This is a genomic window from Amycolatopsis sp. NPDC051716 (genome assembly GCF_040681595.1).
Lineage (GTDB): Bacteria > Actinomycetota > Actinomycetes > Mycobacteriales > Pseudonocardiaceae > Amycolatopsis.
This window is the reverse complement of record NZ_JBFAZA010000022.1, coordinates 100,432-125,322: the sequence shown is the minus strand read 5'-3', so window position 1 is coordinate 125,322 and position 24,891 is coordinate 100,432. Positions and strand designations below refer to the sequence as shown.

At 70.5% G+C, this 24,891-nt stretch carries 26 protein-coding genes; 4 read left to right on the top strand and 22 right to left on the bottom strand.

Annotated features, from left to right (window positions below):
- Positions 1–764 precede the first annotated feature (764 nt).
- On the top strand, positions 765–1,415 hold the full coding sequence (locus AB0M30_RS28735) for a class II aldolase/adducin family protein (RefSeq protein ID WP_103343598.1): 651 nt from the start codon (positions 765–767) through the stop codon (positions 1,413–1,415).
- Here AB0M30_RS28735 and AB0M30_RS28730 read toward each other — a convergent pair.
- From AB0M30_RS28730 to AB0M30_RS28660, 15 genes are all read right to left on the bottom strand, one after another.
- Positions 1,412–2,077: an HD domain-containing protein gene (locus tag AB0M30_RS28730; RefSeq protein ID WP_364589661.1), complete on the bottom strand. Its 666-nt coding sequence runs from the start codon at positions 2,075–2,077 to the stop codon at positions 1,412–1,414. The two genes, AB0M30_RS28735 and AB0M30_RS28730, sit on opposite strands and share 4 nt — an antisense overlap.
- Before the next feature lie 73 nt (positions 2,078–2,150).
- Positions 2,151–2,789 carry a hypothetical protein gene (locus AB0M30_RS28725; RefSeq protein ID WP_364589658.1) on the bottom strand — a complete coding sequence of 213 codons (639 nt, stop codon included), beginning with the start codon at positions 2,787–2,789 and terminating at the stop codon, positions 2,151–2,153.
- A 2-nt stretch (positions 2,790–2,791) separates the two neighbouring features.
- Positions 2,792–3,805 (bottom strand): hypothetical protein, encoded by a 1,014-nt coding sequence (locus AB0M30_RS28720; RefSeq protein WP_285986922.1) that lies wholly within the window; start codon positions 3,803–3,805, stop codon positions 2,792–2,794.
- A gap of 183 nt (positions 3,806–3,988) precedes the next feature.
- Positions 3,989–4,570 (bottom strand): transglutaminase family protein, encoded by a 582-nt coding sequence (locus AB0M30_RS28715; RefSeq protein WP_364589655.1) that lies wholly within the window; start codon positions 4,568–4,570, stop codon positions 3,989–3,991.
- A 73-nt stretch (positions 4,571–4,643) separates the two neighbouring features.
- Entirely contained in the window at positions 4,644–5,249 is a 606-nt protein-coding gene (locus AB0M30_RS28710; RefSeq protein ID WP_364589652.1) for a histidine phosphatase family protein, read from the bottom strand.
- 81 nt (positions 5,250–5,330) lie between these two features.
- The gene (locus AB0M30_RS28705; RefSeq protein WP_364589649.1) at positions 5,331–5,645 is read right to left on the bottom strand and encodes a hypothetical protein; all 315 of its coding nucleotides are present in this window, start codon (positions 5,643–5,645) and stop codon (positions 5,331–5,333) included.
- Between the two features lie 68 nt (positions 5,646–5,713).
- Positions 5,714–7,147 carry an MBOAT family protein gene (locus AB0M30_RS28700; RefSeq protein ID WP_364589646.1) on the bottom strand — a complete coding sequence of 478 codons (1,434 nt, stop codon included), beginning with the start codon at positions 7,145–7,147 and terminating at the stop codon, positions 5,714–5,716.
- A gap of 52 nt (positions 7,148–7,199) precedes the next feature.
- Positions 7,200–8,156, bottom strand: coding sequence for a 23S rRNA (guanosine(2251)-2'-O)-methyltransferase RlmB (rlmB, locus tag AB0M30_RS28695; RefSeq protein ID WP_013230407.1), 957 nt, complete (start codon positions 8,154–8,156; stop codon positions 7,200–7,202).
- Positions 8,157–8,185: 29 nt separating this feature from the next.
- Positions 8,186–9,574, bottom strand: a complete 1,389-nt coding sequence (gene cysS, locus AB0M30_RS28690; RefSeq protein ID WP_364589644.1) for a cysteine--tRNA ligase — start codon at positions 9,572–9,574, stop codon at positions 8,186–8,188.
- A 42-nt stretch (positions 9,575–9,616) separates the two neighbouring features.
- Positions 9,617–10,303: an HAD family hydrolase gene (locus AB0M30_RS28685; RefSeq protein ID WP_364589641.1), complete on the bottom strand. Its 687-nt coding sequence runs from the start codon at positions 10,301–10,303 to the stop codon at positions 9,617–9,619.
- Positions 10,304–10,324: 21 nt separating this feature from the next.
- Positions 10,325–10,711, bottom strand: coding sequence for a PPOX class F420-dependent oxidoreductase (locus AB0M30_RS28680; protein ID WP_364589638.1), 387 nt, complete (start codon positions 10,709–10,711; stop codon positions 10,325–10,327).
- A 10-nt stretch (positions 10,712–10,721) separates the two neighbouring features.
- Positions 10,722–11,117, bottom strand: a complete 396-nt coding sequence (locus AB0M30_RS28675; RefSeq protein WP_364589635.1) for a PPOX class F420-dependent oxidoreductase — start codon at positions 11,115–11,117, stop codon at positions 10,722–10,724.
- A gap of 347 nt (positions 11,118–11,464) precedes the next feature.
- A complete protein-coding gene (gene ispF / locus AB0M30_RS28670; protein ID WP_364589632.1) occupies positions 11,465–11,932 on the bottom strand; it encodes a 2-C-methyl-D-erythritol 2,4-cyclodiphosphate synthase in 468 nt (155 codons plus the stop codon).
- Positions 11,929–12,543 (bottom strand): 2-C-methyl-D-erythritol 4-phosphate cytidylyltransferase, encoded by a 615-nt coding sequence (locus AB0M30_RS28665; protein ID WP_364589629.1) that lies wholly within the window; start codon positions 12,541–12,543, stop codon positions 11,929–11,931. Before AB0M30_RS28665 ends, ispF begins: the two co-directional genes overlap by 4 nt.
- A gap of 56 nt (positions 12,544–12,599) precedes the next feature.
- Positions 12,600–13,091: a CarD family transcriptional regulator gene (locus tag AB0M30_RS28660; protein WP_004559016.1), complete on the bottom strand. Its 492-nt coding sequence runs from the start codon at positions 13,089–13,091 to the stop codon at positions 12,600–12,602.
- Between the two features lie 286 nt (positions 13,092–13,377).
- Between AB0M30_RS28660 and AB0M30_RS28655 the strand changes: the two genes are divergently transcribed.
- Positions 13,378–14,067, top strand: a complete 690-nt coding sequence (locus AB0M30_RS28655; protein WP_364589626.1) for a hypothetical protein — start codon at positions 13,378–13,380, stop codon at positions 14,065–14,067.
- A gap of 39 nt (positions 14,068–14,106) precedes the next feature.
- On the top strand, positions 14,107–15,465 hold the full coding sequence (gene radA, locus AB0M30_RS28650) for a DNA repair protein RadA (RefSeq protein WP_364589623.1): 1,359 nt from the start codon (positions 14,107–14,109) through the stop codon (positions 15,463–15,465).
- Here radA and AB0M30_RS28645 read toward each other — a convergent pair whose 3' ends face one another.
- Entirely contained in the window at positions 15,466–16,524 is a 1,059-nt protein-coding gene (locus tag AB0M30_RS28645; protein WP_364589620.1) for a CU044_5270 family protein, read from the bottom strand.
- Positions 16,517–17,110: a sigma-70 family RNA polymerase sigma factor gene (locus tag AB0M30_RS28640; RefSeq protein WP_364589617.1), complete on the bottom strand. Its 594-nt coding sequence runs from the start codon at positions 17,108–17,110 to the stop codon at positions 16,517–16,519. Before AB0M30_RS28640 ends, AB0M30_RS28645 begins: the two co-directional genes overlap by 8 nt.
- A 60-nt stretch (positions 17,111–17,170) precedes the next feature.
- Here AB0M30_RS28640 and AB0M30_RS28635 point away from each other — a divergent pair, with 60 nt between their 5' ends.
- Positions 17,171–17,845 (top strand): contact-dependent growth inhibition system immunity protein, encoded by a 675-nt coding sequence (locus AB0M30_RS28635; RefSeq protein WP_364589614.1) that lies wholly within the window; start codon positions 17,171–17,173, stop codon positions 17,843–17,845.
- 210 nt (positions 17,846–18,055) lie between these two features.
- On the opposite strand, the gene AB0M30_RS28630 is transcribed toward AB0M30_RS28635, so the two are convergent.
- From AB0M30_RS28630 to AB0M30_RS28610, 5 genes are all read right to left on the bottom strand, one after another.
- Positions 18,056–19,330, bottom strand: coding sequence for an alpha/beta hydrolase (locus tag AB0M30_RS28630; RefSeq protein WP_364589743.1), 1,275 nt, complete (start codon positions 19,328–19,330; stop codon positions 18,056–18,058).
- A gap of 47 nt (positions 19,331–19,377) precedes the next feature.
- Complete coding sequence (locus AB0M30_RS28625; protein WP_364589611.1) at positions 19,378–19,956, bottom strand: helix-turn-helix domain-containing protein; 579 nt, start codon at positions 19,954–19,956, stop codon at positions 19,378–19,380.
- A 238-nt stretch (positions 19,957–20,194) separates the two neighbouring features.
- A complete protein-coding gene (locus AB0M30_RS28620) occupies positions 20,195–20,722 on the bottom strand; it encodes a hypothetical protein (RefSeq protein ID WP_364589608.1) in 528 nt (175 codons plus the stop codon).
- A gap of 87 nt (positions 20,723–20,809) precedes the next feature.
- A complete protein-coding gene (gene otsB, locus AB0M30_RS28615; protein ID WP_364589605.1) occupies positions 20,810–23,344 on the bottom strand; it encodes a trehalose-phosphatase in 2,535 nt (844 codons plus the stop codon).
- Between the two features lie 34 nt (positions 23,345–23,378).
- Positions 23,379–24,821, bottom strand: coding sequence for a trehalose-6-phosphate synthase (locus tag AB0M30_RS28610; protein WP_364589602.1), 1,443 nt, complete (start codon positions 24,819–24,821; stop codon positions 23,379–23,381).
- Positions 24,822–24,891 lie beyond the last annotated feature (70 nt).

The following is a 24,891-nucleotide window of genomic DNA, read 5'->3' as shown; positions in this document are numbered from 1 at the left end:
CTTCTTTTTTTCCTTGGGGGGGTGGGTGGTGTGTCGGGCGCCCCTGGAGTCCTGCCCCCCCCCACCACCGTCCGTGTTTTGGCTTCGGATCGGGGTGGCGGGGGAGGTCTGGGTGGGGTGCCGGTCGTGCGCGGCGTGCCGGTTTCGGGCGGACCGCGGCCTGCGGCGGGCGGACTGCGGCCTGCGGCCGCGCGGACCGCGGACCGCGGCGGGCGGACTGCGGCCTGCGGCCGCGCGGACTGCGGCGGGCGAACCGCGGCCTGCGGCCCCGTGATCCTCTGCCGACCCGACCCGACCCGACCCGACCCGACCCAACCCAACCTCGCCCGACCTGACCCAACCCAACCCAACCTCGCCCGGCCTGACCTGGCCCGGCCTGACCTGGCCCGGCCTGACCTGGCCCGGCCTGACCTGACCCGGCCGGGCCCGGCCCGGCCCGGCCTGACCCAACTCGACCCAACCCGACCTGGCCCGACCCGACCCGACCTAGCCCGATCTGGCCCGGCCCGGCCTGGCCCGATCTGGCCCTGCCCGGCCCTGCCCGGCCCTGTCCGACCCGGTCCGACCTGGGCCTGGCCCTGCCCCTGCCCGACCCAACCTGGCCCTGCCCTGCCCGATCTGGCCCGGCGGGTAACCGCCCCGGCGCCGAAGCGGCCCGGCCCGGCAAAGCGAATAAATCCCCCGTCCGGGGAGGTGGCCGAAGCTTGTGGGTGGCTGGCAGTGTTCAGCTCAGTTGCTGATCACCCACTAGACGGGACCTGCGCATGATCCTCGAGACCGAGCGGGCCGCCGTGTGTGCCTATGCGCGCCGGATGGTCGGTGATGGCCTGGTTGTCGGTACCTCCGGGAACGTCTCGCTGCGGGCCGGTGATCTCGTCGCCGTCACGCCCACCGGGGTTGCCTACTCCAGCCTGACTCCCGGCGACATCGCCGTCGTCGATCTTGGGGGGCAGGTTGTCGATGGCTCGCTCAAGCCGACCAGTGAACTGCCGATGCACCTGTCCGTGTACTGGGACGTTCGTGATCCGGACAGTGAGCCCGTCACCGCCGTCGTGCACACGCACTCGCCGCACGCCACCGCCGTCTCGACGCTCGTGCGTGAGGTTCCGCCGATCCACTACATCATCGCCACTATCGGTCCCTCGGTGCGCGTCGCGCGCTACGCCACCTACGGCACGCCGGAGCTCGCGGCCGCCGTGCTGGAGGCGCTCGAAGGGCGCCGTGGCTGCCTGCTGGCCAACCACGGCACCCTCACCTACGGCGACGGCCTCGAGGCCGCCTACCACCGCGCCCAGCAGCTCGAATGGGCCTGCCGCGTGTGGCTGCTCGCGCAGAGCGCCGGCCGGCCCAGCCTGCTGCCGCCGCCCGAGGTCGCCAACGTTGTCGAACGGCTGCGGGGCTACGGGCAGGGCTAAGAAGCGACCGCGTCCAGCAGCTCCGCCACCGTCGGGTCGTCCACCGCCTCCTTGATGCACCGCCACAGCTGGAGGTTCGCCGTCGCCCAGCGGGAGTACGTGGCCGCCGCCTCCGGGTTGTAGAAGTAATACCCCTCGTCGTGGACGTCGCACTGCTCGCCGACGATCTTGTCCGCCAGCTCGCGCAGGCTCAGCCCGTTCTCGCGCAGGTACCGGTGCGCCAGCACCACCGGCGTCACCGGCAACGCCTTGAACAACGTGTCCGCGTCGCTCAGCGCCTGCGCTTCCAGCGAAATGTCGCGGCCGCGCGTGGCCATTTCCGCTTCGTCGACGATCTCGTCGATCCACCGCGCGATCCGCGCCGGAACGCCGCATTCGACGAGGATTTCCCGCCGCAGGCTCCGGCCCGCCGCGGCGGGCGAGTTCCGGAGCACCAGGTAGTTGACGTCGTGCACCAGCGCGGCCACTTCCACCACCGCCGCGTCGGCACCGTTGTGCCGGGCGAAACCGGCCGCCTTCGTGCGGACGAAATTCACGTGGTGCCACCCGTGGAACGGCAGCCGATCGGCGTACTCCCGGCAGAGCCGGTGGACCCTTCTTTCAACGGCACCGACGACGGCGCCGACGACCACATTGTCGATCGTGCTTTCCTGCGTGCGCATACACCTCTCCCATCCCGGCCGTGGTGTTCAGACGGGTGGAGTAATGGTAAGCGCCGCTGACGCCGGTGTGTAGCTAGATGCGGTCGGCCAATTCCCCCAATCGGACCTCTACCGGAACGTGACGATGACCGATTCCGCCGGCCGGATCGAAAGACAAGCTGAAACTGCTCACCGGGCGTGATTTGACGAGGAAAGTCATCGTTCCGGTGGCCGCTTCCGGGATCCGGTGGAATTCGTCGGCCAGCATGGTGGCACACGCACCGGCCAGGCACCGCGTCCGGCGGCGCAACCGCGCGGACGTGATCAGCCCGGTGCCGGCGTCGATCGTCGTCTCGTACCTTTCGTGCAGGTAGTCACCACGGAGGATCGTGGTGCAGAAGTGGTACCGGTGGTTGTGCACCGAATCCGCGTACCCCTCCCGCCAGTCCTGCTGCGCCTTGTATTCGTGCAGCCAGAAGGAAAACGGGTCGGTCGGCGAATCGAGCAGGCACCAGGCGAAGTGGGTGGTCGTTTCCCGGGACGAGCGCAGGACCTTGGTGGCCTGCGCGGCGGACAGCGCGCGGAGCTGCGTGCGCAGCTCTTCCCGCAGCCCGGCCTGGGCGGCCCACGGCCGGAACCAGCCGTCGACCGCGTGCCAGTCCGCGGCGAGCGGGAACCTGGCCGTGCGCAGGCGCGTGGCCAGTTCGGAAAGGGGGGACAGGCGGGTGAGCAAGGTCAGCTCCCTAGCTCGGCGACTGCGGAGAACTCCGCGCGGAAGGCGTGGAACTTGCCCTCCAGCTCGCGGAACTGCTCCTCGGACAACGGGGATCCGGTGATCTTTTCGAACAGCGCCAGGAAATCCGTCCGCGTCGTCGCGGACGTGATGCGGAAGTGGCGGCCGGTCCGGGACTGCGAGACGCGCACGAATTCGGCGCGTTCCATGTTGTAGAGGAAGGAACCTTCGGTGAACCGCAGGGACCGCGGGTACAGCTTGGTGGCGCCGCGCACGTCGCTGTAGAGCGACACCCACACGCTGTCGTCGAACATCTCGAGCCGGTCCAGCGGCGGGTCGGCGACCACGGTGATGTCGACCGACGCGCAGCGGCTGCGCGCCAGGAAGAGGCCGACGAGCCCGATCCGGATCTCTTCGTCGAGCCGGGTCTGGATCCGTTCGTAGTCGACGTCGGCCGCTTCACGCCGCAGCAGGTACCGGGCGCGCCCGCTGATCGAGCTCGCGTCGCGCGGATCGGCGATGACGGCCCGCAGTTCCCGTTCGGTGCGGGAAAGCAACAGCCGGGCGGCCGCGTGCCGCCCGGAGAAACCGCGGAAGAAGTACTGCCGGGTCGCGTCGAGGTCGGCCATCAGCGCGCGGTTGAACGCGGGGTCGGGATCGGTCGTCGCCTCGAAGACGTCGGTGGGGAAGAACTCCTTGTTCAGCGCGCGGTATTCGGCGCTCAGGTCCTCCAGCGCGCGCCGGCTTTCCTCGATCACCGGGGTGACGAGTGCCTTCTGCGACGCGCTGGCGGTGATCAGTGTCTGGCCGAACCCGACGATCGCGGAGATCAGGGTGCCGGTGCCCAGCGACGTCACCAGGTTCTTCCCGGTGCCGGGGTCCATCAGGCCGGCGATCCACAAGCTCAGGCCGGCGACCACGACCAGCACCGTGAGGAGCAGGCTCGTCCTGGTCCAGAAGATCTCTTGCAGTGGGGTACGGCGGAGGCGTCCGCCAGCCGCGGCCACGTGCTTCACCTCCCTCGAACCACCCGAACGGACGTATGCGTAAAGTGTCTGTTCGAGCGCGGGGAGTCACTTTACGCGCCTACCGAGGTGTGCGAAATAAGAAGTTCGGGGGACAGGGCTGACGGACAGACGTCACTCTCGGCAATAATTCACCGAGTCGGCCGGTTTTCCGAAAAATAGGGAAAACCATGATCAAAGCGTGTGCGGGAGCCCCTTTTCGTACCAGCCGGGGCCCGGTTCGGTGGTCATCAGGTAATCCACCACCACCGGGGCGGGCGCCGGGTGGATCTCCGGGTGGTCGCGTTCACCGCCGGCGAGGTCGACCGGCCAGGCCAGTTTTTCTTCGTCGAGCGAAAACTCGCCGCCGGCACCCGTGCGGTTGCCGCGGGCGTCGAGCCGGGACCACTTGCCGTGCAGGTAAACGGCATTGAGCCCGTGCAGCGCGGAGAGCTCCTGGTAGCAGAAGCCGGCCGGGATCCCTTGCGCCCGCAGCAAAGCGGCGAGCAGGTGCGCCTTCGCGTAGCAGATCCCGACGCGCTCGCGCAGGACGTCCGACGCCCGCCAGGTGACCCGCGGATCGCCGGCGTCGATGACGTGCTCGACCTCGTCCCGCACGAAGAGGAAGGCGGTCCTGGCGGCTTCGGCGGGATCGTCGCCGCCGGCGCGCAGAGAGTCGGCGAGCGCGCGGATCGACGGGTGCTCGTGGTCGACGACGGCGTCGGCGGCGAGGTAGTCGCCGAGCCGACCGGAAGTGGGCGCCGGAACCGGGTTCATCCACGCATCCTGACACGTTCGGCCATTCGGGCGAGAGCCGTTTTCCGGGGCGGACACGCTTCGCGGTTGCCGATTACGGAACGTAGAAGTCGGGTGGGAAGCCGGTCCAGCGCAGTTCGGCGGGGAGGTGGCTCAGGTCGTTGTAGGTCAGCAGCGCGGCGGGCCGTCCTGGGGAGTACCGGATGACGGTCAGGCCGGCGTTGGCGTGGGTGAGGGTGAGCCAGCGCCACGGCGGTGCGTCCTGGGCCGCGCGGATGAGCCAGCCGGCGAGGAAGTTGTGCGTGACGAGGACTTCGTACCTCGGCTCGCTTCCCGGCACGGGACCGCTGAACCGGCGTTCGGCGTCGGCGGCCAGTTCTTCGTCGGCGGGCGGGAATTGGCGGGTGAAGGCGAGCAGGAGATCGCCGGAGGTTTCCGGGAGTTCCTCGCGCTTCGGCGTGTACGGGACGAAGTCGCCGGCCGCTTTCTCGACGTGGAGGGGAACGTCCGGGAGCTGGGCGGCGACGAGGTGGGCGGTCTGTGCGGCCCGCGGCAGGGGGCCGTGGTGGATCGAGGTGACCGGGACGTCGCGGAGACGGCGTCCGAGCAGGACGGCTTGGCGCCGGCCCGCTTCGGTGAGCGTTCCGTCCGGTCCCGCTTCACCGTGACGGGTGAGGAAGAGGTACCGCGTGGTCAGCACCGGGTCAGGATTTCACGCTTGGGCCGTTCGGGTGAGCGGGTTGGGGATACTGAACGGATGAGCGAGCCCCTGGTGCCTTCCTCAGGCGAGGGGGACGAGCGCGCCTTCGGGGCCTTGGCTGGGAGCGAACTGGGCGACCAGGCGCATCGGGGCTGGGTGCGGTGACAGGACGATCGACGCGAACGGGGTGATCGTGTAGTCGCGGCCGCTGTTCGTCTGGAGGTGGACGCTCACGTGGACGTTGCGGTCGGCGGGGATCTCGAAGGAGACCGAACCCCAGGAGACGATGTACTGGCGGCCGTCGATGCTTGCTATCGGTGCGTAGGCGCGGACCGTGTGGCCCAGGTGGGGGATTTCTACGGTCAGGAGGCGGCGGGGGCCGTTGTGGTTGTCCACGTACGGGATTACGCCTGGGGTCTTGGACAGCTCGGTCGTCACTTCTCGGGGCTTTCGGCTTGTGGTTTTTAGAACTGGTAATACAAGAATGGGCTGAATGTTCCTGTTGCGATCAAAATTGCCGCGTACAGCAGGCCTGCCGTCATTACTCCGATGCGCAGGGCCGTTGCCGGGCGGCTTCGGCTCGACTCCAGCAGGGGGCCCGTCACCGGGTGAGCCGGGAGTGCGAACACGGCCAGTGCCGCCAGGAGCAACACCAGGCGCTGGTTCGTGAATGCCTGCTGCACCCCTGCTCCCAGGCCGTCGAAGTCGGGGATCAGCATGTGGCCGAGCATCGACAGTGCGTGGCCCAGGTCCGGGGACCTGAAGAACACCCAGCCGATCACCACCAGCAACATCGTCAGGGCCCTGCGGAGGTAGCGCTTCCACGGTGTCGATGGGTCCAAGTCCAGGCCGAAGCGGCGCTCGATCACCAGGAGTGCGCCGTGGTAACAGCCCCACACCAGGAACGTCCACTGGGCTCCGTGCCAGAAGCCCGTCAGGACGAACACTATGCAGAGGTTGCGATACGTCTTGGCCGCTCCGTGGCGGTTGCCGCCCAGGGGGATGTACACGTAGTCGCGGAACCAGCGGCTCAAGCTCATGTGCCAGCGGCGCCAGAACTCCGTGATCGTCACCGAGGAATACGGCCTCGCGAAGTTCTCCGGCAGCCGGAAGCCCAGCATGCGGCCGAGGCCGATGGCCATGTCCGAATAGCCCGAGAAGTCGAAGAACAGCTGGAGGGTGTAGCCGATCGCGCCCAGCCAGGCCGTGGAGAACGTCATCTGGTCCGAGGGGACCTTGAAACACGCGTCCACCAGCGGGCTCAGTGAGTCCGCGATGATCGTCTTCTTGCACAGGCCCAGCGCGAACCGGGGGAAGCCCGCCGCGATGTCGTCCAGGCGGTGCGAGCGCAGCTGCGGGAGCTGGTCGGCGATCTCCCGGTAGCGCACGATCGGGCCCGCCACCAGCTGCGGGAACATCGCGATGTACGCCGCGAACGACACCGGGTTGCGCAGGGCCGGACGCTCGCCGCGGTAGATGTCGACCACGTACGAAATGTGGTGGAACGTGAAGAACGAGATGCCGATCGGGACCACCAGGCTCGCCACCGGCACGCTGCCGCCGAACCAGTGGGCCACCGCCGCGATCTGCTGGGTCGCGAAGCCCGCGTACTTCCAGATCAGCAGCACCGCGACGTCGAACGACACCACCGCGATGAGGATCCGGCGCCTCCGGACGCCGTGGACGTCCCAGGGGCTCGGGGCCAGCAGCGGCCCCGCCAGGAAGTTGACGACCATGCAGCCGAGCAGCAGGAACACGAACCCGCCGGCGCCGATCGTGTAGAACAGCAGGCTGGCGACCGCGATGATGCCGTTTCGCCAGCGCTGCGGGCACACCAGCACGGCGATGAGCACCGCCGGCATGAAGTACCACAAGAAGAGCGGCGAAACGAACGACATCGGGTCCCCTCGGTCTATCCGACGGTGACCTTAACCCGGCTGGGTGGTCGTGTCAGACCCGCCCGGCGAGACGACGACGGCGCGCCACCTCCGCGAGCAGGACCCCCGCCGCCACCGAGGCGTTGAGGGATTCGACGCCCGCGGCCATCGGGATCGACACCGTCGCGTCGCACGTTTCCCGCACCAGGCGGGACAGCCCGCGGCCCTCCGAGCCGAGCACGATGACCAGCGGGTCGGCCGCCAGCTCGAGCTCGTCGATGTCCACCGAACCGTCGGCGTCCAGGCCCACCAGCATCAGGCCGTCGTTCGCCCACGCCTTGAGCTGCCGCGTCAGGTTCGTCGCCACCGCGATCGGCAGCTTCGCCGCCGTGCCCGCGCTCGTCCGCCACGCCACCGCCGTCATGCCCGCGCTGCGCCGCTCCGGGAGCAGCACGCCGTGCGCGCCGAACGCGGCCGCCGAGCGGATCACCGCGCCCAGGTTGCGGGGGTCGGTGACGCCGTCGAGCGCGACGAACAGCGGGACCTCGCCCGAGTTGCGCGCCGCCGCCATCAGGTCGTCCGGGTGCGCGTACTCGAACGGCGGGACCTGCAGGCCCAGGCCCTGGTGCACGGCCCGGTTGGTCTTGCGGTCCAGCTCCTCGCGCGGGATCTCCAGGATCGAGATGCCCTTGTCGCCGGCCAGCCGGACGGCGTCGTTCACGCGGTCGTCGATCTCGATGTTCAGCGCGACGTACAACGCCGTCGCCGGGACGCCCGCGCGCAGCGCCTCGACCACCGGGTTGCGCCCGGCGATCAGCTCCGGCTTGTCGGCCTTCTTCTGCCGCGCCTGGTCGCGCTTCGTCGCGGCGTTGGCCGACCGGTAGGCCTTGTGCCCGGGACGGTCCTCCGCCTTCGGGGTCGGGCCCTTGCCTTCGAGGGCCTTGCGGCGCTGACCGCCCGAGCCGACGACGGCACCCTTCTTGGTGCCCGTCTTGCGGATCGCGCCTTGGCGCCGCGAGTTGCCTGCCATGGTGAAAGTTCCTTGCGTAGAAAGCCGGTTCAGTCGGACTTCACAGTCCACTGAGGACCGTTGGGGGTGTCCTCCACCACGATGCCCGCCTGCTGGAGGCGGTCACGGGCGGCGTCCGCGCGAGCGAAGTCCTTCTCGGCCCGGGCCTGCTGGCGCTCGGCCAGCAGCCCTTCGACGATCCGGGACAGCGCTTCTTTGGTGGGCGTTTCGGAACCGCCCGCCTCGGACCAGCGCGCGGACAGCGGGTCGAGGCCGAGCACGTCGGTCATCGCGCGGACGGCCGCGGCGAGTTCGAGTGCCGTTGAGGTGTCGCCCGCGTCGAGGGCGGCGTTACCGTCCCGCACCGTGGTGTGGACCACGGCGAACGCCTGCGGGGTGGCGAGGTCGTCGTCGAGCGCGTTCGCGAACGCCTCGGGGATCGTGCCGACCGGCACGTCGCCCGACTGCGCGGCGCGACGCAGGAACGTCTCGATCCGCCGGTAGCCCTGCGCGGCCTCGGAGACCGCGGTGTCGGAGTACTCGATGGTCGACCGGTAGTGCGGCTGCACCAGGTAGTACCGCAGCTCCGGGGCCCGGTAGCGGTCCAGCATCGCGGGGATCGACACGGTGTTGCCGAGCGACTTCGACATCTTCTCGCCCGACATGGTCACCCAGGCGTTGTGCAGCCAGAACCGCGCGAACGCGTCGCCCGCCGCGTTGGACTGGGCGCGCTCGTTCTCGTGGTGCGGGAAGACCAGGTCGATGCCGCCGCCGTGGATGTCGAACTCCGCGCCGAGGTACGCCGTCGCCATCGCCGAGCACTCGAGGTGCCAGCCCGGCCGGCCGTTCCCCCACGGCGTCGGCCACGACGGCTCGCCCGGCTTCGCGCTCTTCCACATCGTGAAGTCGCGCGGGTCGCGCTTGCCGCGGGTCGGCGTCTCGCCCTGCTGGACGTCCTCCAGGACCTGGCCGGAGAGCTTGCCGTAGTCGTCGAACGACTTCACCGAGAAGTAGACGTCGCCGTCCGCGACGTAGCCGTGGCCGCTCTCGATGAGGCGGTTCATCAGCTCGACCATCTGGGTGACGTGCCCGGTCGCGCGCGGGTTGATCGACGGCGGCAGGCAGCCCAGCTGCTCGTACGCCTCTTCGAAGGCGCGTTCGTGCGTCGCGCCCCACTCCCACCAGGGCCGCTCGTTCTCGGCGGCCTTGGTCAGGATCTTGTCGTCGATGTCCGTGACGTTGCGGACCAGCAGCACGTCCAGTCCACTGTGGACGAGCCAGCGGCGCAGGACGTCGTAGTTCAGGACGCCGCGGACGTGCCCGATGTGCGGAACGCCCTGCACGGTGGCACCACACACGTAGATCGACGCCGTTCCGCTACGGACGGGGTGGAACTCCCGTACGCTCCGGGTCGCTGTGTCGAAAAGGTGAAGGGCCACCCTGAAAGGGTACGGGGTGGGCGTGAGCGGCGTCGCAGCCGGTCAGCCGACGCCGTGGGTGCGCAACGCCGTGAGCAGGGCGTCCGGCCGTTCGGCCGTCGGCAGCGGGTCGACCAGCGCGAACTCGCAGCCCAGGGCGCGGGCGCCGCCGTCGGCCTCCTCGCTGTCGCCGACCATCAGCGTCTCGGTGGCCGGCACGCCGAGGGACTCGACGGCCTTGCGGAAGATCTCCAGCTCGGGCTTGATCGCGCCGACCTCGAAGGACAGCACGAACTCGTCGACGTAGGCGTCCCACCCGCGGGCGGTGAACGCGGGCCGGATGTCGAAGGCGATGTTGCTCAGCACGCCGACCTTCAGCCCCCGCTCGGCGGCCGCCTTCAGCGCGGCTTCGGTGTCCGGGTACGGCGTCCACTGGCTGGGATCGATGAGCCGGTCGTAGAGCGCCCGCGCCTGGTCGGCGTGCGGGACGCCGGACTTCTTGAGCACCTCGAGGTACACCTTCCGGTGCAGCGCGGGGTCGCGGTCCCGGTGGTGCCAGGCGTGCACGTGCTCGGCGTCGAGCTCGACGACCTGCCCGACCGGGGCGGTCATCCGGCGCATCAGCTCGGCCTGCGCCTCGATGTCGAGCGGCTCGCCGTCGCGGTTCGTCAGTTCGGTGAGCCAGGTCTCGTCCTGCTCGAGCCGGAAGAGCGTGCCGGAGAAGTCGAACAACACCGCCCTGATCGTCATGGGTTCAGCCTATCGGGATCATCAGGCCGAATGCCCTGTGATGTGTTCGGGAACAACGCGCACGAGCACGCGCACGACGCCGGCCGGCTCGGGCGGGAAGTCCGTGCCGAGGTACTTGCGGGCCAGCTCGTCGTTCAGCTCGCGGCCGCCCTCGACGGTGACCTCGGCGCGGCCGCGGATCTCGACGTAGTTCTCCGGGTCCGCCAGGTCGAAGACGGAGAGCGACACCCGCGGGTCGCGGCGGATGTTGCGTTCCTTGCGCCGGCCCTGGACGGTCACGAAGACCACGGTGTCGCCGTCGCGGCGCGCCCAGACGACGGAGCTCTGCGGCGAGCCGTCGGCGTTGGTGGTGGCCACGACCGGGTAGTTGCGGCCGTCGAGCAGGGCCTTGGTGGCTTCGTTGAACATGGTCTGGACCCTATTTCACGTTGCCGGCGATCTTCTCGGCTTTCAGGCGGACGATCACCCGCTGGACGTCGGCGCCCTCTGGTGGCGGGTCCTGGGCGAGGTACTTGTGGCTCAGCGTCTTCGGGAGGGCTTTGCTTGGGTCGGGGGTGATCGTGACCGTGCCGCGCAGCTGGGTGTGCCGGTAGGGGTTCTCGGCGTCGGTGATCGAGATGCCGATGCGGGGGTCTCGCCGCAGGTTGCGGACTTTTCGGCGGTCCTCGGTCGCGCTGAAGACGAGGTCTCCGTCGTCGAGGCCGACCCAGACGACGGAGGTCTGGGGTCCGCCGTCCGGGTCGATGGTGGCGACGGTGGCGAAGTTCCGGCCGTTGACCAGGGCGCGGACGGGGTCCGGGAGGGTGAGGGGCATATCACGGCGAACCGGCTTGGGTGGGGGGCTATTCCGCCACTGCGGGAGGAGCGCTCGTTGGCCCACCACTGCCGAAGCAGTGCTTATTGCCCATCACCCCGAAGCCCGATTGTGACTACGGACGGTAGTACCGCGTCAAGGCGGGAAAGCGTGCCTTGACCCGGCACCACCGTCCGCGTGCTGGCTTTGGATCGGGGTGGTGGGGAGGTCTGGGTGGGGGTGCCGGTTACGTCGTCGGCGTGCGTTCAAGGCCCGCAAAAAGCGGCAAAGTTCACATTCGGTCGGCGCCGGGTTGTCTACGCGTCGGCCCTGGAGGTGCGCAACCCGCCGCTGAGGTGCGCCCTCGCCTACTCCGCCGCGAGGAGCAACGCTGTCGCGAAGGCCGCTATGCCCTCGCCGCGGCCGGTCAGGCCCAGGCCGTCGGATGTGGTTCCGGACACGCTCACCGGGCCGCCCGCCGCCTCCGACAGCACCTTCTGTGCCTCTTCGCGCCGCTTCCCCACCCGGGGGGCGTTGCCCACGATCTGGACCGTGGCGTTCCCCACCCGCCAGCCCGCCGCCTCGATCAGACCCCGGACCTCGGCCAGCATGTCGGTGCCGTGCGCGCCGTCCATCCGGGGGTCGCCCGTGCCGAACACCGCGCCCAGGTCGCCGAGCCCTGCGGCCGACAGCAGGGCGTCGCACAGCGCGTGAGCTGCGACGTCGCCGTCGGAGTGGCCCGCGCAGCCGTCCGCGTCCGGCCACGACAGGCCCGCCATCCAGCACTCGCGGCCCGGTTCGATCGGGTGGACGTCGACCCCGTTGCCGATCCTCACAGCGTCTCCTCGTTCTTCGGTGCCGCCGCGATCGCCTCGGCCAGGGACAGTTCGAACTCGCTGGTGACGCGCATCGCGTCCGGGTGGCCGGGGACCGTCGCCGCGTCGGCGGGCACGAGGTCCGGCCGGAACGCCGTGAACGCGTACCCGACCGGTGTCTGGACCGTGCGCAGCCGCGTCCGGTCTTGCGTGCCGACGATCAGCGATGCCGTGTCGGTCACCTTCACCGTGTCGGCCATCGGCAGCACCGGGACCACGACGGGTGCGCCGCCACGGACCGCGCTGATGACGTCACGCACCGTTTGCGCAGGCGTGAAGGCTCGCAGGGCGTCGTGGAGGAGTACAACGGAACCAAGGGTGAGTTCGGGCTCGACGGCGGCGAAGGCCTCCCGGAGCGAGCCGGGGACGACCCGGCAGGCGAGGCCGCGAACGGCCTCGGAAAACGACGAAGCACACCGCTGGGGGGCCGCCACCAGCACCAGATCGATCTCCGGCACGTCGAGCAGCCCCCGCACGGTGTGCGTGAGTAGCGCATCACCATGGACCGGCGTGAGAGCGGACTCCCCGTCGGAGGCATGGTGTGCGACGGTCACGATCGCGACGACGTTCATCGGTACGCGATCGTAGAGGCACCCACCCGCCCGTCGAGCGGGATGCCTGCCTGGGCTCAGACCGTCGCGGTTTCCAGAACTTCGTCGAGGAGGACCTCAGCCTTGTCCTCGTCGGTGCCCTCCGCGAGCGCGAGCTCGCTGACCAGAATTTGCCGCGCCTTCGCCAGCATGCGCTTCTCACCGGCTGAAAGTCCGCGGTCCTTCTCTCGCCGCCAGAGGTCGCGCACCACTTCGGCCACCTTGTTCACATCGCCGGAGGCGAGCTTCTCGAGGTTGGCCTTGTACCGACGAGACCAGTTGGTGGGCTCTTCGGTGTGCGGAGCACGCAGAACGTCGAAGACCTTGTCCAGTCCTTCTTGCCCGACGACATCGCGGACGCCGACGATTTCGGCGTTGTCTGCGGGCACGCGAACCGTGAGATCCCCTTGCGCGACCTTGAGGACGAGGTACTTCTTTTCCTCGCCCTTGATCACGCGGGTCTCGATGGCTTCGATGAGTGCGGCACCGTGGTGCGGGTAGACGACGGTCTCTCCGACCTTGAAAACCATGTGTCCTCTGCCCCTTTCGCTGACTCCATCCTAGCACGAGCCGCCAGTGCCCACCTAGCGGGCCGGACTCGTCCTCGCAGGTCAGCGGCCTGGCCGGGGGTTGACAAACGTCGGACCCCCGTGCTCACGCAGGTAGCGGGGAAGCGTTTCGTCACAGGCCGGAAATTCCTTTGTGGACGGTTGATCTTGGTCGCCGCGTCCTGGCAACCCACACCCGTTCCGCGGCGGAGATCGACCCCGGCTAGTCTTCGGGGCGACGAGGCCGTGAAAAGGGAAGGACTGCGACGTGAGGCTGCAGAATCGTCGCGTGCTCGGTGCGGGCGTGCTGGCGCTCGGTGCCGCGCTCGCGCTCGCCGGGTGCGGGGCCGGCCAGATCACCCAGACCGACTCGCAGCAGCCCGCCGTCAACGGCACGCACGCCCAGGTCAAGACCATCGACCTGCGCAACGCCGCGGTCCAGTACCCGAAGTCGGGCCCGGGCTACCCGGCCGGCGCGACCCCGGCGCTGACCCTGACGATCGTCAACGGCGGCCAGCAGGACGACTCGCTCGTCTCGGTGACCACCGAAGACGGCGCCCAGGCCACCATCGAGGGGTCCAAGACCGTCGTCGCGATGCACTCGCTCGTGATCGGCCCGGACGACGCCGTCGAGTCCACGAACGAAGCGCAGCCCACGTCCTCGGCCGCGCCGTCGTCGTCGAGCGCTCCGACGTCCAGTGGCACGCCGACCGGCAGCAGCTCGGCCTCCAACAGCCCGGGCAGCCTCACCGCCACGGCCACCTCCGAGGTCCCGTCGTCCGGCCCGGCCGCGACGCCGACCGCGCCGGAGAAGGTCGGCCAGGCCAAGGTGACGCTGCCCCCGCTGAAGCAGCCGCTCTGGCCGGGCCAGGTCATCAAGGTCACCTTCGTCTTCCAGAACGCCGGACCGGTCACCGTCGAGCTGCCGGTCGCGGCGCCGGCGCACGCCAAGGAGTAGGTCCCCGGTTTTGTCGGTGGTCGCCGATAGCCTCACGGGGTGAAGAAGGGGACCACCTACCGCTGCGCGAGCTGCGGGTACGAAGCGGCCAAGTGGCTGGGCCGGTGTCCGGAGTGCCAGGAGTGGGGCTCGCTCGAGGAACGCGGGGCACCGGTCAAGCCGGCGATCCAGCGCGTCGCGGCCGGGGCGCCGAGCGCGCCCGCGCGGCCGATCGGCGAGGTCGACGTCGAAGCGGCGCGAGCCCGGCGCACCGGTGTCCCGGAGCTCGACCGGGTGCTCGGCGGCGGCCTGGTGCCCGGCGCGGTGGTGCTGCTCGCGGGTGAGCCGGGCGTCGGCAAGTCGACCCTGCTGCTCGAAGTCGCCTACCAGTGGGCGAAGACGGTCGACCGGTCCCTCTACGTCACCGGCGAGGAGTCCGCGGGCCAGGTCCGGTTGCGCGCCGAGCGAACGGGCAACGTCCACGACCGGATGTACCTGGCCGCCGAGAGCGACCTTTCGGCCATCCTCGGGCACGTCGACGACGTCAAACCCGGGGTGCTGATCGTCGACTCCGTCCAGACCATGGCGTCCCCGCAGGTCGACGGCTCACCCGGCGGCGTGACGCAGGTCCGCGCGGTGACGTCCGGGCTGGTCGCGCTGGCCAAGGAGCGCGGGCTGCCGGTGGTGCTGGTGGGGCACGTCACGAAGGACGGCTCGGTGGCCGGCCCCCGCGTGCTGGAGCACCTGGTGGACGTCGTGCTGCAGTTCGAGGGCGACAAGCACTCGACCTTGCGGATGGTCCGCGGCATCAAGAACCGGTTCGGCGCGGCCGACGAGATCGGCTGCTTCGAGCTGCAGGAAGAAGGCATCGTCGGGGTGCCGGACCCGTCGGGGCTGTTCATGAGCCACACGGCCGAGCCGGTGTCCGGCACGGCGATCACGGTCTCGCTGGAGGGCAAGCGGCCGATGCTGGGCGAGGTCCAGGCGCTGGTGTCGGCCACGGCGGCGCCCCAGCCGCGGCGCGCGGTCAGCGGCCTCGACTCCGCGCGGGTGGCGATGGTCCTGGCGGTGCTGGAGAAGCGTGGCGGGCTGAAGCTCGGCGACAAGGACGTCTACGCGGCCACGGTCGGCGGCATGAAGATCACCGAACCGGGCATCGACCTGGCGCTGGTGCTGGCGCTGACGTCGAGTTTCGAAGACGTCGCCCTTTCGCCGCGGCTCGTCTCGGTGGGCGAGGTCGGGCTGGCCGGGGAGATCCGGCGCGTGCCGAGCGTGGGCCGCCGCCTGGCGGAGGCGGCCCGGCTCGGGTTCACGCACGCGCTGGTCCCGCCGGACTCGGGTAAGCCGCCCGCCGGGATCCGGGTCCTGGAGGTGGCGAACGTCGCGGACGCGCTGAACGCGGCCGGGCACGCGCGCTGATCACCCCGAGGTCCGCGTGATGGCGTAGGAGTACTGCGTGTCCGGGGCATCGGGCCGGTTCGGGGCGAGGGGGAACCGGGTCGTCGTGGGGTTCGGCGGGGGCACGCTGCTCGGTGGCTGGTTCAGCGGTAGCTCCTTGTTGCGGATCGCCGCCGGGGTCGGCGCGCTGTCCGCGGCCAGCAGGTGCGCCGTCGCCGGGTCGAGGAACAGCCGCAGGCCGGTGTCCTTGGCGACGTAGACGGTGGCCTGCCGCTGGTCCGGCAGCGTCCAGTGGGGCACGACGAAGATGCCCGGGAAGTTCGCGAGCGCGTCGCGCAACGCGAGCCGGACGTCCGGCCGGAGGAGGCCGGTTTCCAGCACGCCCCGGACCATGCCGAGCGCCTCCGTGGCCGAGTGCGGCCGGCCCTTGCGGGAGTCGTCGACGTCGAGGGTGTCGGAGGCCAGCCGCTGAAGCAGCCTTTGCCGGTCGGGGACCAGCGAGGCCACGAACGCCGCGTCGGGGGTCAGCCAGTTCAGGTAGTGCTGAGTGGCGAACATCCCGTGCGGGCCGTACTCGTCGACGGGGCCGGGGAGCGGTTCGGGGGTCGTGCCGTCCGCCCAGCGGCCCGTCAGCGTCGTGCGCCGGTGCCACACGCCGGTGGGATCGGCCGGGATCCAGAGCTCGATCCGGCGCTGGGCCTTGGTCATGAACCCGTTGCTGGTCTGCGTCACCCAGTCGCGCATCTCCGTGTAGTGGAACTCGCCGGGCGCGAGCGGGCGGTCGAGGTCGGGGAGCTCGGCGGCGGGCCGGGCCGTCTCCTGCGGGTCCGGCGTCCACACGGCGGCGGCGACGCCGAGCCCGCCGACCAGGGTGACGACGGCCGCGGCCACCGCGAGCCACCGCCACGCCCCGGTCCGGCGCGGCCCGGCGGGTGGCGCTTCCTCGCCCCCGGCCGCCGCGAGCAGGGTCGCGCGGGCGAAGGCGAGCCCGTCGCCGGGGTCGACGTCGCTGTTCAGGTCCACCAGTGCCGCGTCGAGTTCGGTTTCGGACCAGATCTTCCGGACGTTGTCTTCACGCAAGGTCCTGCACCTCCTCTTGGGCCGGGGCGTTCGTCCTGAGCCAGCGTCTGATCCGGTGCAACCGCGACCGGACCGTACCGGGCGGTATCCCGAGGGCCTCGGCGACCTCGCCCGGCTCCAGCCCGGCCCACGACACGAGCAGCAGCGTGTCGCGGTCGGCCGGGTTGAGCCGGGCCAGCGCGCCGGCCAGCTGCGCGGCCCGCACCTGGGCGTCCACCTGCTCGGCGACGCGGCCGTCGTGGTTGGCGTGACTGACTTCGCCGGTCCGGGCGAGCCGGGCGGTGGCCTGCAGCCCGCGCAGTTCGGACCGCACGTGGTGGCGCAGCAGGTTGGTGGCGATGCCGTAGAGCCACGACCGGGCGGTGCCCAGCTCGGGCCGGTAGGTCTCGCGCCGCCGCAACGCGACCAGGAAGGTCTCGGCGACGAGATCGTTCGCCGGTTCCGCCCCGACGCGGCGCGCGAGGTACCGCCGCAGCTGTGCGGCATGGGCGTCGAAGAGCCGCCCGAACGCCGGCCCGGGCTCGGGTCCGCCCAGGTCCGGGCGGTCGGGCCCCCAGCGCTCCGAACCCTCGTGGATCACCTGCATGCCCCCAGTTGCCCGCAGGCGCCGATAGCGTTCACGGCGAAGTTAGCGGAGAGGGGACCGATGATCGTCCGGTGCGTGGCGGAGTCCGGTGGGCGGGGCGCGGCGCCCGGCTACGGCACGGTCTCCGTCGGGACGATCCCGTTCGGGCTGACCCGTGGCCGCGAGTACGCGGTGTACGGGCTGGCGCTGTTCGAGACGGGACCGGCGCTCCTGGTCCAGGACGACAAGCGGTACCCCGGGTGGTACGCGACGAGCGTCTTCGAGATCCTCGACAGCGCCGTGCCGGCAGGGTGGCGAGCCGGCCGGGGCGAGGGGTACGAGCTGGTCCTCGCCTACCCGGAGCTGGCCGAGTCGGAGAGCGCCATGTCCGGACTGATCCGGCTGGACCGAGCCGCGCGGCGGCACTTCGCGCGGCAGGTGCAGGCCCGGACCAGCTCGCTGGCGGTCGACGCGACGCCGTCGTTCGCCGCGGTCGCCGACCTCGCCGGGTGGTTCCACCAGGAGTTCGCCTACGTCGCCAAGACGCCGCTCGAGCTGATCGACATGTACCTCGAAGACGAGGCCGAGGCCGTCGTGGCCGAGCTGGACGCGCTCTTCGCCGCCGGCATGGACGAGGTTGTCGCGCACCGGATCTGGCTGGTCGAAGGCCGGGCGATGTTCGACCCCGCCGGACGCGGCAGCACCTGCCTCGACTGGCTGCGGACGGTCCGGGACCACCTGGCCGAACCCCGGTGACCCCGGACCCGTCCACCTCCGGGAACAGCAGTCCACCTCCGGGAACAGCACTAGTGTCGCGCGTCGCAAGTTGTTTGACGTCCGGGAAGAGCGCCCCAATGTGGCCTTCGGTGCGTTGAACGCACCGAAGGCCGCCTTGGGTGCGTTGAACGCAACCAAGGCCACATTGGGGCGCTCGGGGCCCGGACCCGTCCACCTCCGGGAACAGCGCTAGATCCCCAGCAGGCCCCAGTAGATCGCCCACGGGATGAACACCACGCCGCCGGCCAGGAGGACGCCGAGCCGGCGGCCGCGGTTGCGCCACCACGCCACCGCTGTGCCGATGGTGGCGGCCACCGCGCCCAGCGACAGCAACTGCAGCGCCAGCCACGGCAGCGGGCGGCCGGCGACGACCGGGCCCAGGCCCTTGCCCATCGACAGCTGGATCAGCACGTCGACGGCCAGGAAGCCCAGCACGGCGAGCAGCCCGGTCGCCGACAGCCAGCGGGCCGGCCGCGCCGCGGGACCGCGGCGGAACAGCGGGTACCAGGCGAACGCCACCAGCAGGAACACCAGCACGGCGAGCTGCAGCCACGTCGGCTCGTACCAGGCGAGCGGCGTCACGGCGATGCTCGGCCGGTCCTGCGCGGGTGGCGCGTCGGCGCTGGAGACCGCGGGCGGGTGGTTCACCCAGCTGCCCACCAGTTCGAGGTAGCCGGGTGCGTACCCGGGCAGCTTGTCGAAGCCGTCAGTGGTCCGGCGCAGCTGGTGCTGCGCGTCCGGGAAGACCCGCAACGTGTGGTGTGCCACCGATTCCCGGAAGATCCGGACCGCTTCACCGGGTGGGGTAAGGATGTCCTTCGCGCCCCACAACCCGAGCACCGGCTGCTGCAGGCTCGTCAGCACCCGCACCGGGTCGTAGTGCGCTTCCGGGAACACCCCGGCGCCGGCGAGCTGACGAAACATCGTCGACGACGCCATCCGCACGATCGAGCCGTCCATTCCCAGCCGCCGCAACTGGTTCTCGACCGCCCACGCCTGCTGCCGCGACGGCTCGACGCCGTTCGCGCCCAGCGTCACGACGAAGGCGACGTCCGACGAACGCGAAGCCGCCAGCGGTGCCACCCAGCCTCCCTCGCTCAGCCCCCAGACGCCGACCCGTGCCGGATCGACGTCGGATCGCTTGCGCAGCACCGAAACCGCGGCCAGTGCGTCGTCCGCGAGGGTCGAGTACGAGCGTTCGAACTGCGAATAGCCTTCGGTGCGCTTGTCGTAGATGAGTGTCGCGATGCCTTGCCGCGCAAAGGCTTCCGCCTGTTCGCGGTAGTCCTCCCGGCTGTGTGCCCCCGAGCCGTGGACCATCACCAGGCCCGGTAGTTTCGTCCCGCCGGGTGGTGCGACGACGGTGCCGTGCAAGGTCACTCCGCCGTTCGTGAACGTCACGTCGTCGTTGGCCACGGACGCCGCCGACGCCGGTGGCGCCAGCGCCGTGACCGCCAGGATCACCCCGGCCAGTAGAACCGCTTTTCGCATGGAAATCCCCCTGTGTCATGTCATTCCCCTGGATCCGGGAACGCGAGCCAGCGCACGAGCACGCGCCGCGCTTCCGGTGACCGGTCGGCTGGCAAGTCGCCTTCGGTCCGCCAGTACCGGCGGAACAGCTCCATGTAGTCCTGCCAGAACTGCTGCAGCTCCTCTTCGGTGAGCCACGTGCCGCCGCGCGCGAAGAGCAGCGCGTCCGGCCAGCCGCCGGGCAGCTCCTCGCGCCGTTCCGCGAACCGGTTGAGCTTTTCGAGGTCGTCCTCGAACCCCTGCCGCTGCATGTCGTCGAACAGCATCCGGGATTCGGCGCTCTGCTCACTGCGGCGCGGCCAGCGGATGTCCCGCCGCCGCGTCCGCCACCACCGTTCCTTGCCCCGCGCGAGCTCCGGGACGTCCTCGACGAACCCGAAGCGAGCCAGCTCCCGCAGGTGGTAGCTGGTCGCGCCGGTGTTCTCGCCCAGGGCTTGGGCGAGTTTCGTGGCGGTCGCCGGGCCGGCCGACAACACGCCGAGGATCCGGCGGCGCAGCGGGTGGGTGACGGCCTTGAGGGCGTCCGGATCGAGCTCTTCCGGTGGTGGAGCGCTGGTCATGGCACCAAGATAGCCGTGCAGAGAAGATTGTGCAAAGAAATCTCTGCAACTTCGGGCGGGCGGGGGTCTGGGAAGGCCGGACATCGGCAAAGTCCCCGGTGCCGCGAATGACTCATTCGGGACCTCAGAGGTCCCGAATGAGTCATTCGCGACGTTCGAACCCGTCGCCGGACCCGGTGGAGGACGGGTGGGGTGCCCGGGAGGTCCGGGCGAGGGAGCGGGTTTGTCTACAGTGGACTTACCAGATCGGGTGGTCGCTGTACTTCCTGAGCGTCTGCACGGACGGCCGCAGGTAGAGCATCCCGCCCAGGAACCCCATGGTGGCGAAGGCGAGCGTCGAGAACGTCGTCAGCAGGTCCGGTGCGCGCAGTTCCGGGGTGTCGCGCCACACCCGGAAGACGATCGGCACCGCGAAGGCGCCGAAGATCAGCACCAGCGTCAGGACGTAGGTGAGCAGCAGCGCGCCGCGGGTCGCCTCGGCGCTGGCCACCACGAGGTAGTCGCCGCGCAGGCAGCGGCGGCAGGTCAGCACCAGCACCGCGATCGCCAGCACGCCCAGCGGCGGCAGCGCCGTGGCGGCCTTGCCGAGCAGCGTGTCCGGGAACGCGTGGCCGTGCACGATGCCCTGCAGGTACGTCGTCAGCCCGAACAGCAGCACCATGCCGGCGATCATCGAGCAGCCGACGACCACCGACCCCCAGCGCACCCGGTCGGCGAAGCGGGGCGGCAGCGGCACGAACTCGACCTGGCCGAACGTCCCCTGCACCGGCTCACCTCCAGAACGCACTGAAGGCCACCATAAGGGCACTGGGTGCCGTCATGGTGGCCTTCAGGGGCTTTCGGACCGAAAGGGCTAACTGGCCGCCAGCAAGTTGGCGCACCGGATGAGCCCGATGTGGGAATAGGCCTGCGGGTGGTTGCCCAGCGACCGTTCCGCGATCGGGTCGTACTGCTCCGGGAGCAGGCCGGTCGGGCCGGCCGCCGCGACGATCTGGTCGAACAGCTCCTGCGCCTCGGTGCGCCGCCCGGTGAGCAGGTACGCCTCGATCAGCCACGCCGCGCAGATGTGGAAGCCGCCCTCGCCGCCCGGCAGGCCGTCGTCGCGGCGGTAACGGTACACAGTGGACCCACTGCGCAGCTCCGCCTCGATCGCGGTCACCGTCTGCTGGAAGCGCTCGTCGGCCGGGTCGATCAGCCCGGTGAGCCCGACGAACAGCGAGGCCGCGTCGAGGTCCGTGCCGTCGTAGGCCGTGGTGAACGCCTGGACCTCGTCGTTCCAGCCGTGCGTGAGGACGTCGTGCTTGATCTCCTCGCGCAGGCCGTGCCAGTTGCCCGGGATCTCCCGGCCGTACTGCTCGCCCAGCTTGATCGCTCGGTCGATGGTCACCCAGCACATGACCCGCGAGTAGACCCGGTGGCGCGGCACGTGCCGCTCCTCCCAGATCCCGTGGTCCGGCTCGTTCCAGCGCCGCGTCACGGCTTCCGCCATCGCGCGCACCATCTGCCAGTCCTCGTCGCGCAGCTCGTGGCGCGCCGCCGCGAGCGTCTGCACGAGCTCGACGACCGGGCCGAAGACGTCCAGCTGCACCTGGTGGTTCGCCAGGTTGCCGACGCGGACCGGGCGGGAGCCGGCATAACCGGGCAGGGATTCGATGACCGCTTCGGCGCCGATGACGCTGCCGGCGAGGGTGTACAGCGGGTGCAGCCGCTCCGGGCCGGCCAGCGTGGCGAGCACGCCGTGCAGCCACCGCAGGTAGCCCTCGGCCTCCTCGATCGAGCCCAGGTGCACGAGCTCCCGCACGGTCATCGCGGCGTCGCGGATCCAGCAGTAGCGGTAGTCCCAGTTGCGGACGCCGCCGATCTCCTCCGGCAGCGACGACGTCGCCGCCGCCAGCACGCCGCCGGTGTCGGTGTTGACCAGGCCGCGCAGCGTCAGCGCCGAGCGCAGCACCAGGTCGGTCTGCACCTTGGGCAGCTGCAGCTTCGACGTCCACTCGCTCCAGTAGCGGCCCGCGCGGTCCCGGCGTTCCACTTCGGACAGTTCGTGCGGGCCGAGGTCGGTGGTGCCGCAGCGCAGCTCCAGCACGACCGGCCGGGTCGGCGTCGGCTGGACCAGCGCGGACGCGGTGTCGTGCAGGCCGTCGGAGGTGATGGTCCACTCGACGCCCGGCGAGTACAGCACGAACGGCTCCGACGTGCCGAGCACCCGGACGCCGCCCTCGGTGACCTCGAGCTTCACCGGCACGCCGCCGAACTCGGGCCGCGGCGCGAACTTGACGCTCGCCGCCGCTTCGCCCGAGATCACGCGCACGAGGTCCGTCCGGTGCGGCGCGCTCTCCGGCTCGAGGTAGTCGGTGACGAGCAGGCGCGACCAGCGCGTCTCGACCGTCATCGTGTTCGGCAGGTAGCGCTGGCCGAGCGGGAGGCCGTTGCGGTGCGGCTTGATGGAGAAGTGGCCGGCACCCTCGCCGCCGAGCAGGTCGGCGAACACCGCGGGCGCGTCCGGCCCGGGGTGGCACAGCCAGGTCAGCTTGGCGTCCGGCGTCAGCAGCGCGACCGAGCGCTCGTTGGCCAGCAGCGACAGCCGCTCGATCGGCGGGGCCGACTCGCCGTACAGCCAGTTGCGGCGCTCCTCGAGGAGGAAGCCGAGGACCAGTGCGACGTCCACGGTGTCGGGCACCCGGAACGCGGCGAGGGTCTCCCCGTCGCCGACCTTGATCCCCAGGTCCGGGCCGGACAGGCGGGCGAAGGCCTTCTCGTCGGTGACGTCGTCGCCGAGGAAGATCGCGGCCGTGGCACCCACCTGGTGGCGGAGGATGTCCAGTGCGTGGCCTTTGTCCGTTTGGACGACCGCCAGCTCGACCACCTCCTTGCCGTCGGTGGTCGACACGCCCTCCCACGTGGACGGTCCGGAGTGGACGTCCGCGAGCACACGGCGGCCCGCCTCGTGCTCGGCGCGGCGGACGTGCACCGCGATGCTCGCCGGCTTGACCTCCAGCGACACGCCGGGGACGTCCAGCACGAGCTGTTCGAGCTCGGTCTCCAGCCGCCGGTGCAGCTCCCGCGCCTTCTCGTCGAGGGCGTGGATGAAGCCGATGTCGAACTCCGAGCCGTGGCTGCCGACGAGGTTCACCTCGGCCGGCAGCCGGGAGAGCGTGGCCAGGTCACGCAGCGCGCGGCCGGAGATGACCGCCGTGGTGGTCTCGTGCAGGCCGGCGAGCGATCGGAGGGCCCCGACGGACTCGGGCAACGGGCGTGCCTCGTCCGGGTTGAGCGTGATGGGTGCCAGCGTGCCGTCGTAGTCGCAGGCGACCAGCAGACGCGGAGTACGGGCGATCTGGACGATCGCGCGCCGTAGCTCGGCGGGCAGGGCCTCGGCAGTCAACACTCCTCCTCAGGAGCTCGTGCATGGGTGCGGACTGTCAGTCGACTCCTTCGGCACCCAACGCTTGGAGGAACGAGCGCGCCCAACGATCGACATCGTGCGTGAGGACCTGGCGACGCATGGCGCGCATCCGGCGACGGCCCTCTGCCGGGTCGAGCGTAATGGCAGCCACTAGCGCGTCCTTCACCCCGTCCAGATCGTGGGGGTTCACGAGGAATGCGCTAGAGAGCTCCGCGGCCGCACCCGCGAACTCGGACAGCACCAGCGCCCCGCCCAGATCGTGCCGCGTGGCGACGTACTCCTTGCACACCAGGTTCATGCCGTCGCGCAGCGGCGTCACCACCATGACGTCGGCGGCGGAGAAGAAACCGGCCAGCTCGGTGCGGTCCACGGACTGGTGCAGGTAGTGCACGACCGGGTGGCCGACCCGGGAGAACTCGCCGTTGATCCGGCCGACCATCTGCTCGATCTCGCCGCGCATCCGCTGGTAGTGCTCGACGCGCTCCCGGCTCGGGGTGGCGAGCTGGACGAACGTGACGTCGTCCGGCTGCAGGCGGCCCTCGTGCAGCAGCTCGTGCAGCGCCTGCAGCCGCAGGTCGATGCCCTTGGTGTAGTCGAGCCGGTCGACGCCCAGCAGGACCGTCTTGGGGTTGCCGAGGTCGCGCCGCAGCTGCGCGGCCCGCTCCTGGACGCCCTTGGTGCGGGACAGCTGGTCGAGCCCGGCGGCGTCGATGGAGATCGGGAAGGCACCGACCCGGACGGTCCGGTCGCCGACCTGCATGGTGCCCGGCCGCGACCGGACGCCGACCGCACCGCGCGTCGACTCGAGGCCGATCAGCTGGCGGCACAGCCAGAGGAAGTTCTGCGCGCCGCCGGGACGGTGGAAGCCGACCAGGTCCGCGCCGGTGAGGCCGCGGATGATCGCGGCGCGCCACGGCATCTGCATGAACAGCTCGACCGGCGGGAACGGGATGTGCAGGAAGAAGCCGATGCGCAGGTCCGGTCTGAGCTCGCGCAGCATGGCCGGCACCAGCTGGAGCTGGTAGTCCTGGATCCACACGGTCGCGCCGGGGGCGGCGACCTCGGCGCTGGCCTGGGCGAACCGGCGGTTCACCTTGACGTAGCTGTTCCACCACGCGCGGTCGAACACCGGGCGCTCGACGACGTCGTGGTAGAGCGGCCAGAGCGTCGCGTTGGAGAAACCTTCGTAGTAGTCGCGGACTTCGTCGGCGCTCAACGAAACCGGGTGCAGCACCAGGCCGTCGTCGTCGAACTCGTCGACGTCGACGTCGGGCACGCCCGGCCAGCCCACCCAGGCGCCCTTCCTCGACCGCAGGAACGGCTCGAGCGCCGACACCAGCCCGCCCGGGCTGGCCGTCCACCGGCGTTCGCCCTCGGAGGTGCGTTCGAGGTCCACCGGTAGCCGGTTCGCCACCACGACGAAATCGGCCTGGTTCGAGTTCTCCTTCTGGTCACTCACGTCGCCTGCTCCTCGCGTCTGGGTCGCGGCCCCAGAGTGAAACCCTATCGCGTGAGCGATGAACAGCCGG

What these genes read in the sequence shown, in the direction of transcription:
- AB0M30_RS28735 (WP_103343598.1), top strand. Translation starts at nt 765, where the DNA reads ATGATCCTCGAGACCGAGCGGGCCGCCGTGTGTGCCTATGCGCGCCGG.
- AB0M30_RS28730 (WP_364589661.1), bottom strand. Translation starts at nt 2,077, where the DNA reads ATGCGCACGCAGGAAAGCACGATCGACAATGTGGTCGTCGGCGCCGTC.
- AB0M30_RS28715 (WP_364589655.1), bottom strand. Translation starts at nt 4,570, where the DNA reads ATGAACCCGGTTCCGGCGCCCACTTCCGGTCGGCTCGGCGACTACCTC.
- AB0M30_RS28700 (WP_364589646.1), bottom strand. Translation starts at nt 7,147, where the DNA reads ATGTCGTTCGTTTCGCCGCTCTTCTTGTGGTACTTCATGCCGGCGGTG.
- rlmB (WP_013230407.1), bottom strand. Translation starts at nt 8,156, where the DNA reads ATGGCAGGCAACTCGCGGCGCCAAGGCGCGATCCGCAAGACGGGCACC.
- AB0M30_RS28685 (WP_364589641.1), bottom strand. Translation starts at nt 10,303, where the DNA reads ATGACGATCAGGGCGGTGTTGTTCGACTTCTCCGGCACGCTCTTCCGG.
- AB0M30_RS28680 (WP_364589638.1), bottom strand. Translation starts at nt 10,711, where the DNA reads ATGTTCAACGAAGCCACCAAGGCCCTGCTCGACGGCCGCAACTACCCG.
- AB0M30_RS28675 (WP_364589635.1), bottom strand. Translation starts at nt 11,117, where the DNA reads ATGCCCCTCACCCTCCCGGACCCCGTCCGCGCCCTGGTCAACGGCCGG.
- AB0M30_RS28665 (WP_364589629.1), bottom strand. Translation starts at nt 12,543, where the DNA reads ATGAACGTCGTCGCGATCGTGACCGTCGCACACCATGCCTCCGACGGG.
- AB0M30_RS28660 (WP_004559016.1), bottom strand. Translation starts at nt 13,091, where the DNA reads ATGGTTTTCAAGGTCGGAGAGACCGTCGTCTACCCGCACCACGGTGCC.
- AB0M30_RS28640 (WP_364589617.1), bottom strand. Translation starts at nt 17,110, where the DNA reads ATGCAGGTGATCCACGAGGGTTCGGAGCGCTGGGGGCCCGACCGCCCG.
- AB0M30_RS28635 (WP_364589614.1), top strand. Translation starts at nt 17,171, where the DNA reads ATGATCGTCCGGTGCGTGGCGGAGTCCGGTGGGCGGGGCGCGGCGCCC.
- AB0M30_RS28625 (WP_364589611.1), bottom strand. Translation starts at nt 19,956, where the DNA reads ATGACCAGCGCTCCACCACCGGAAGAGCTCGATCCGGACGCCCTCAAG.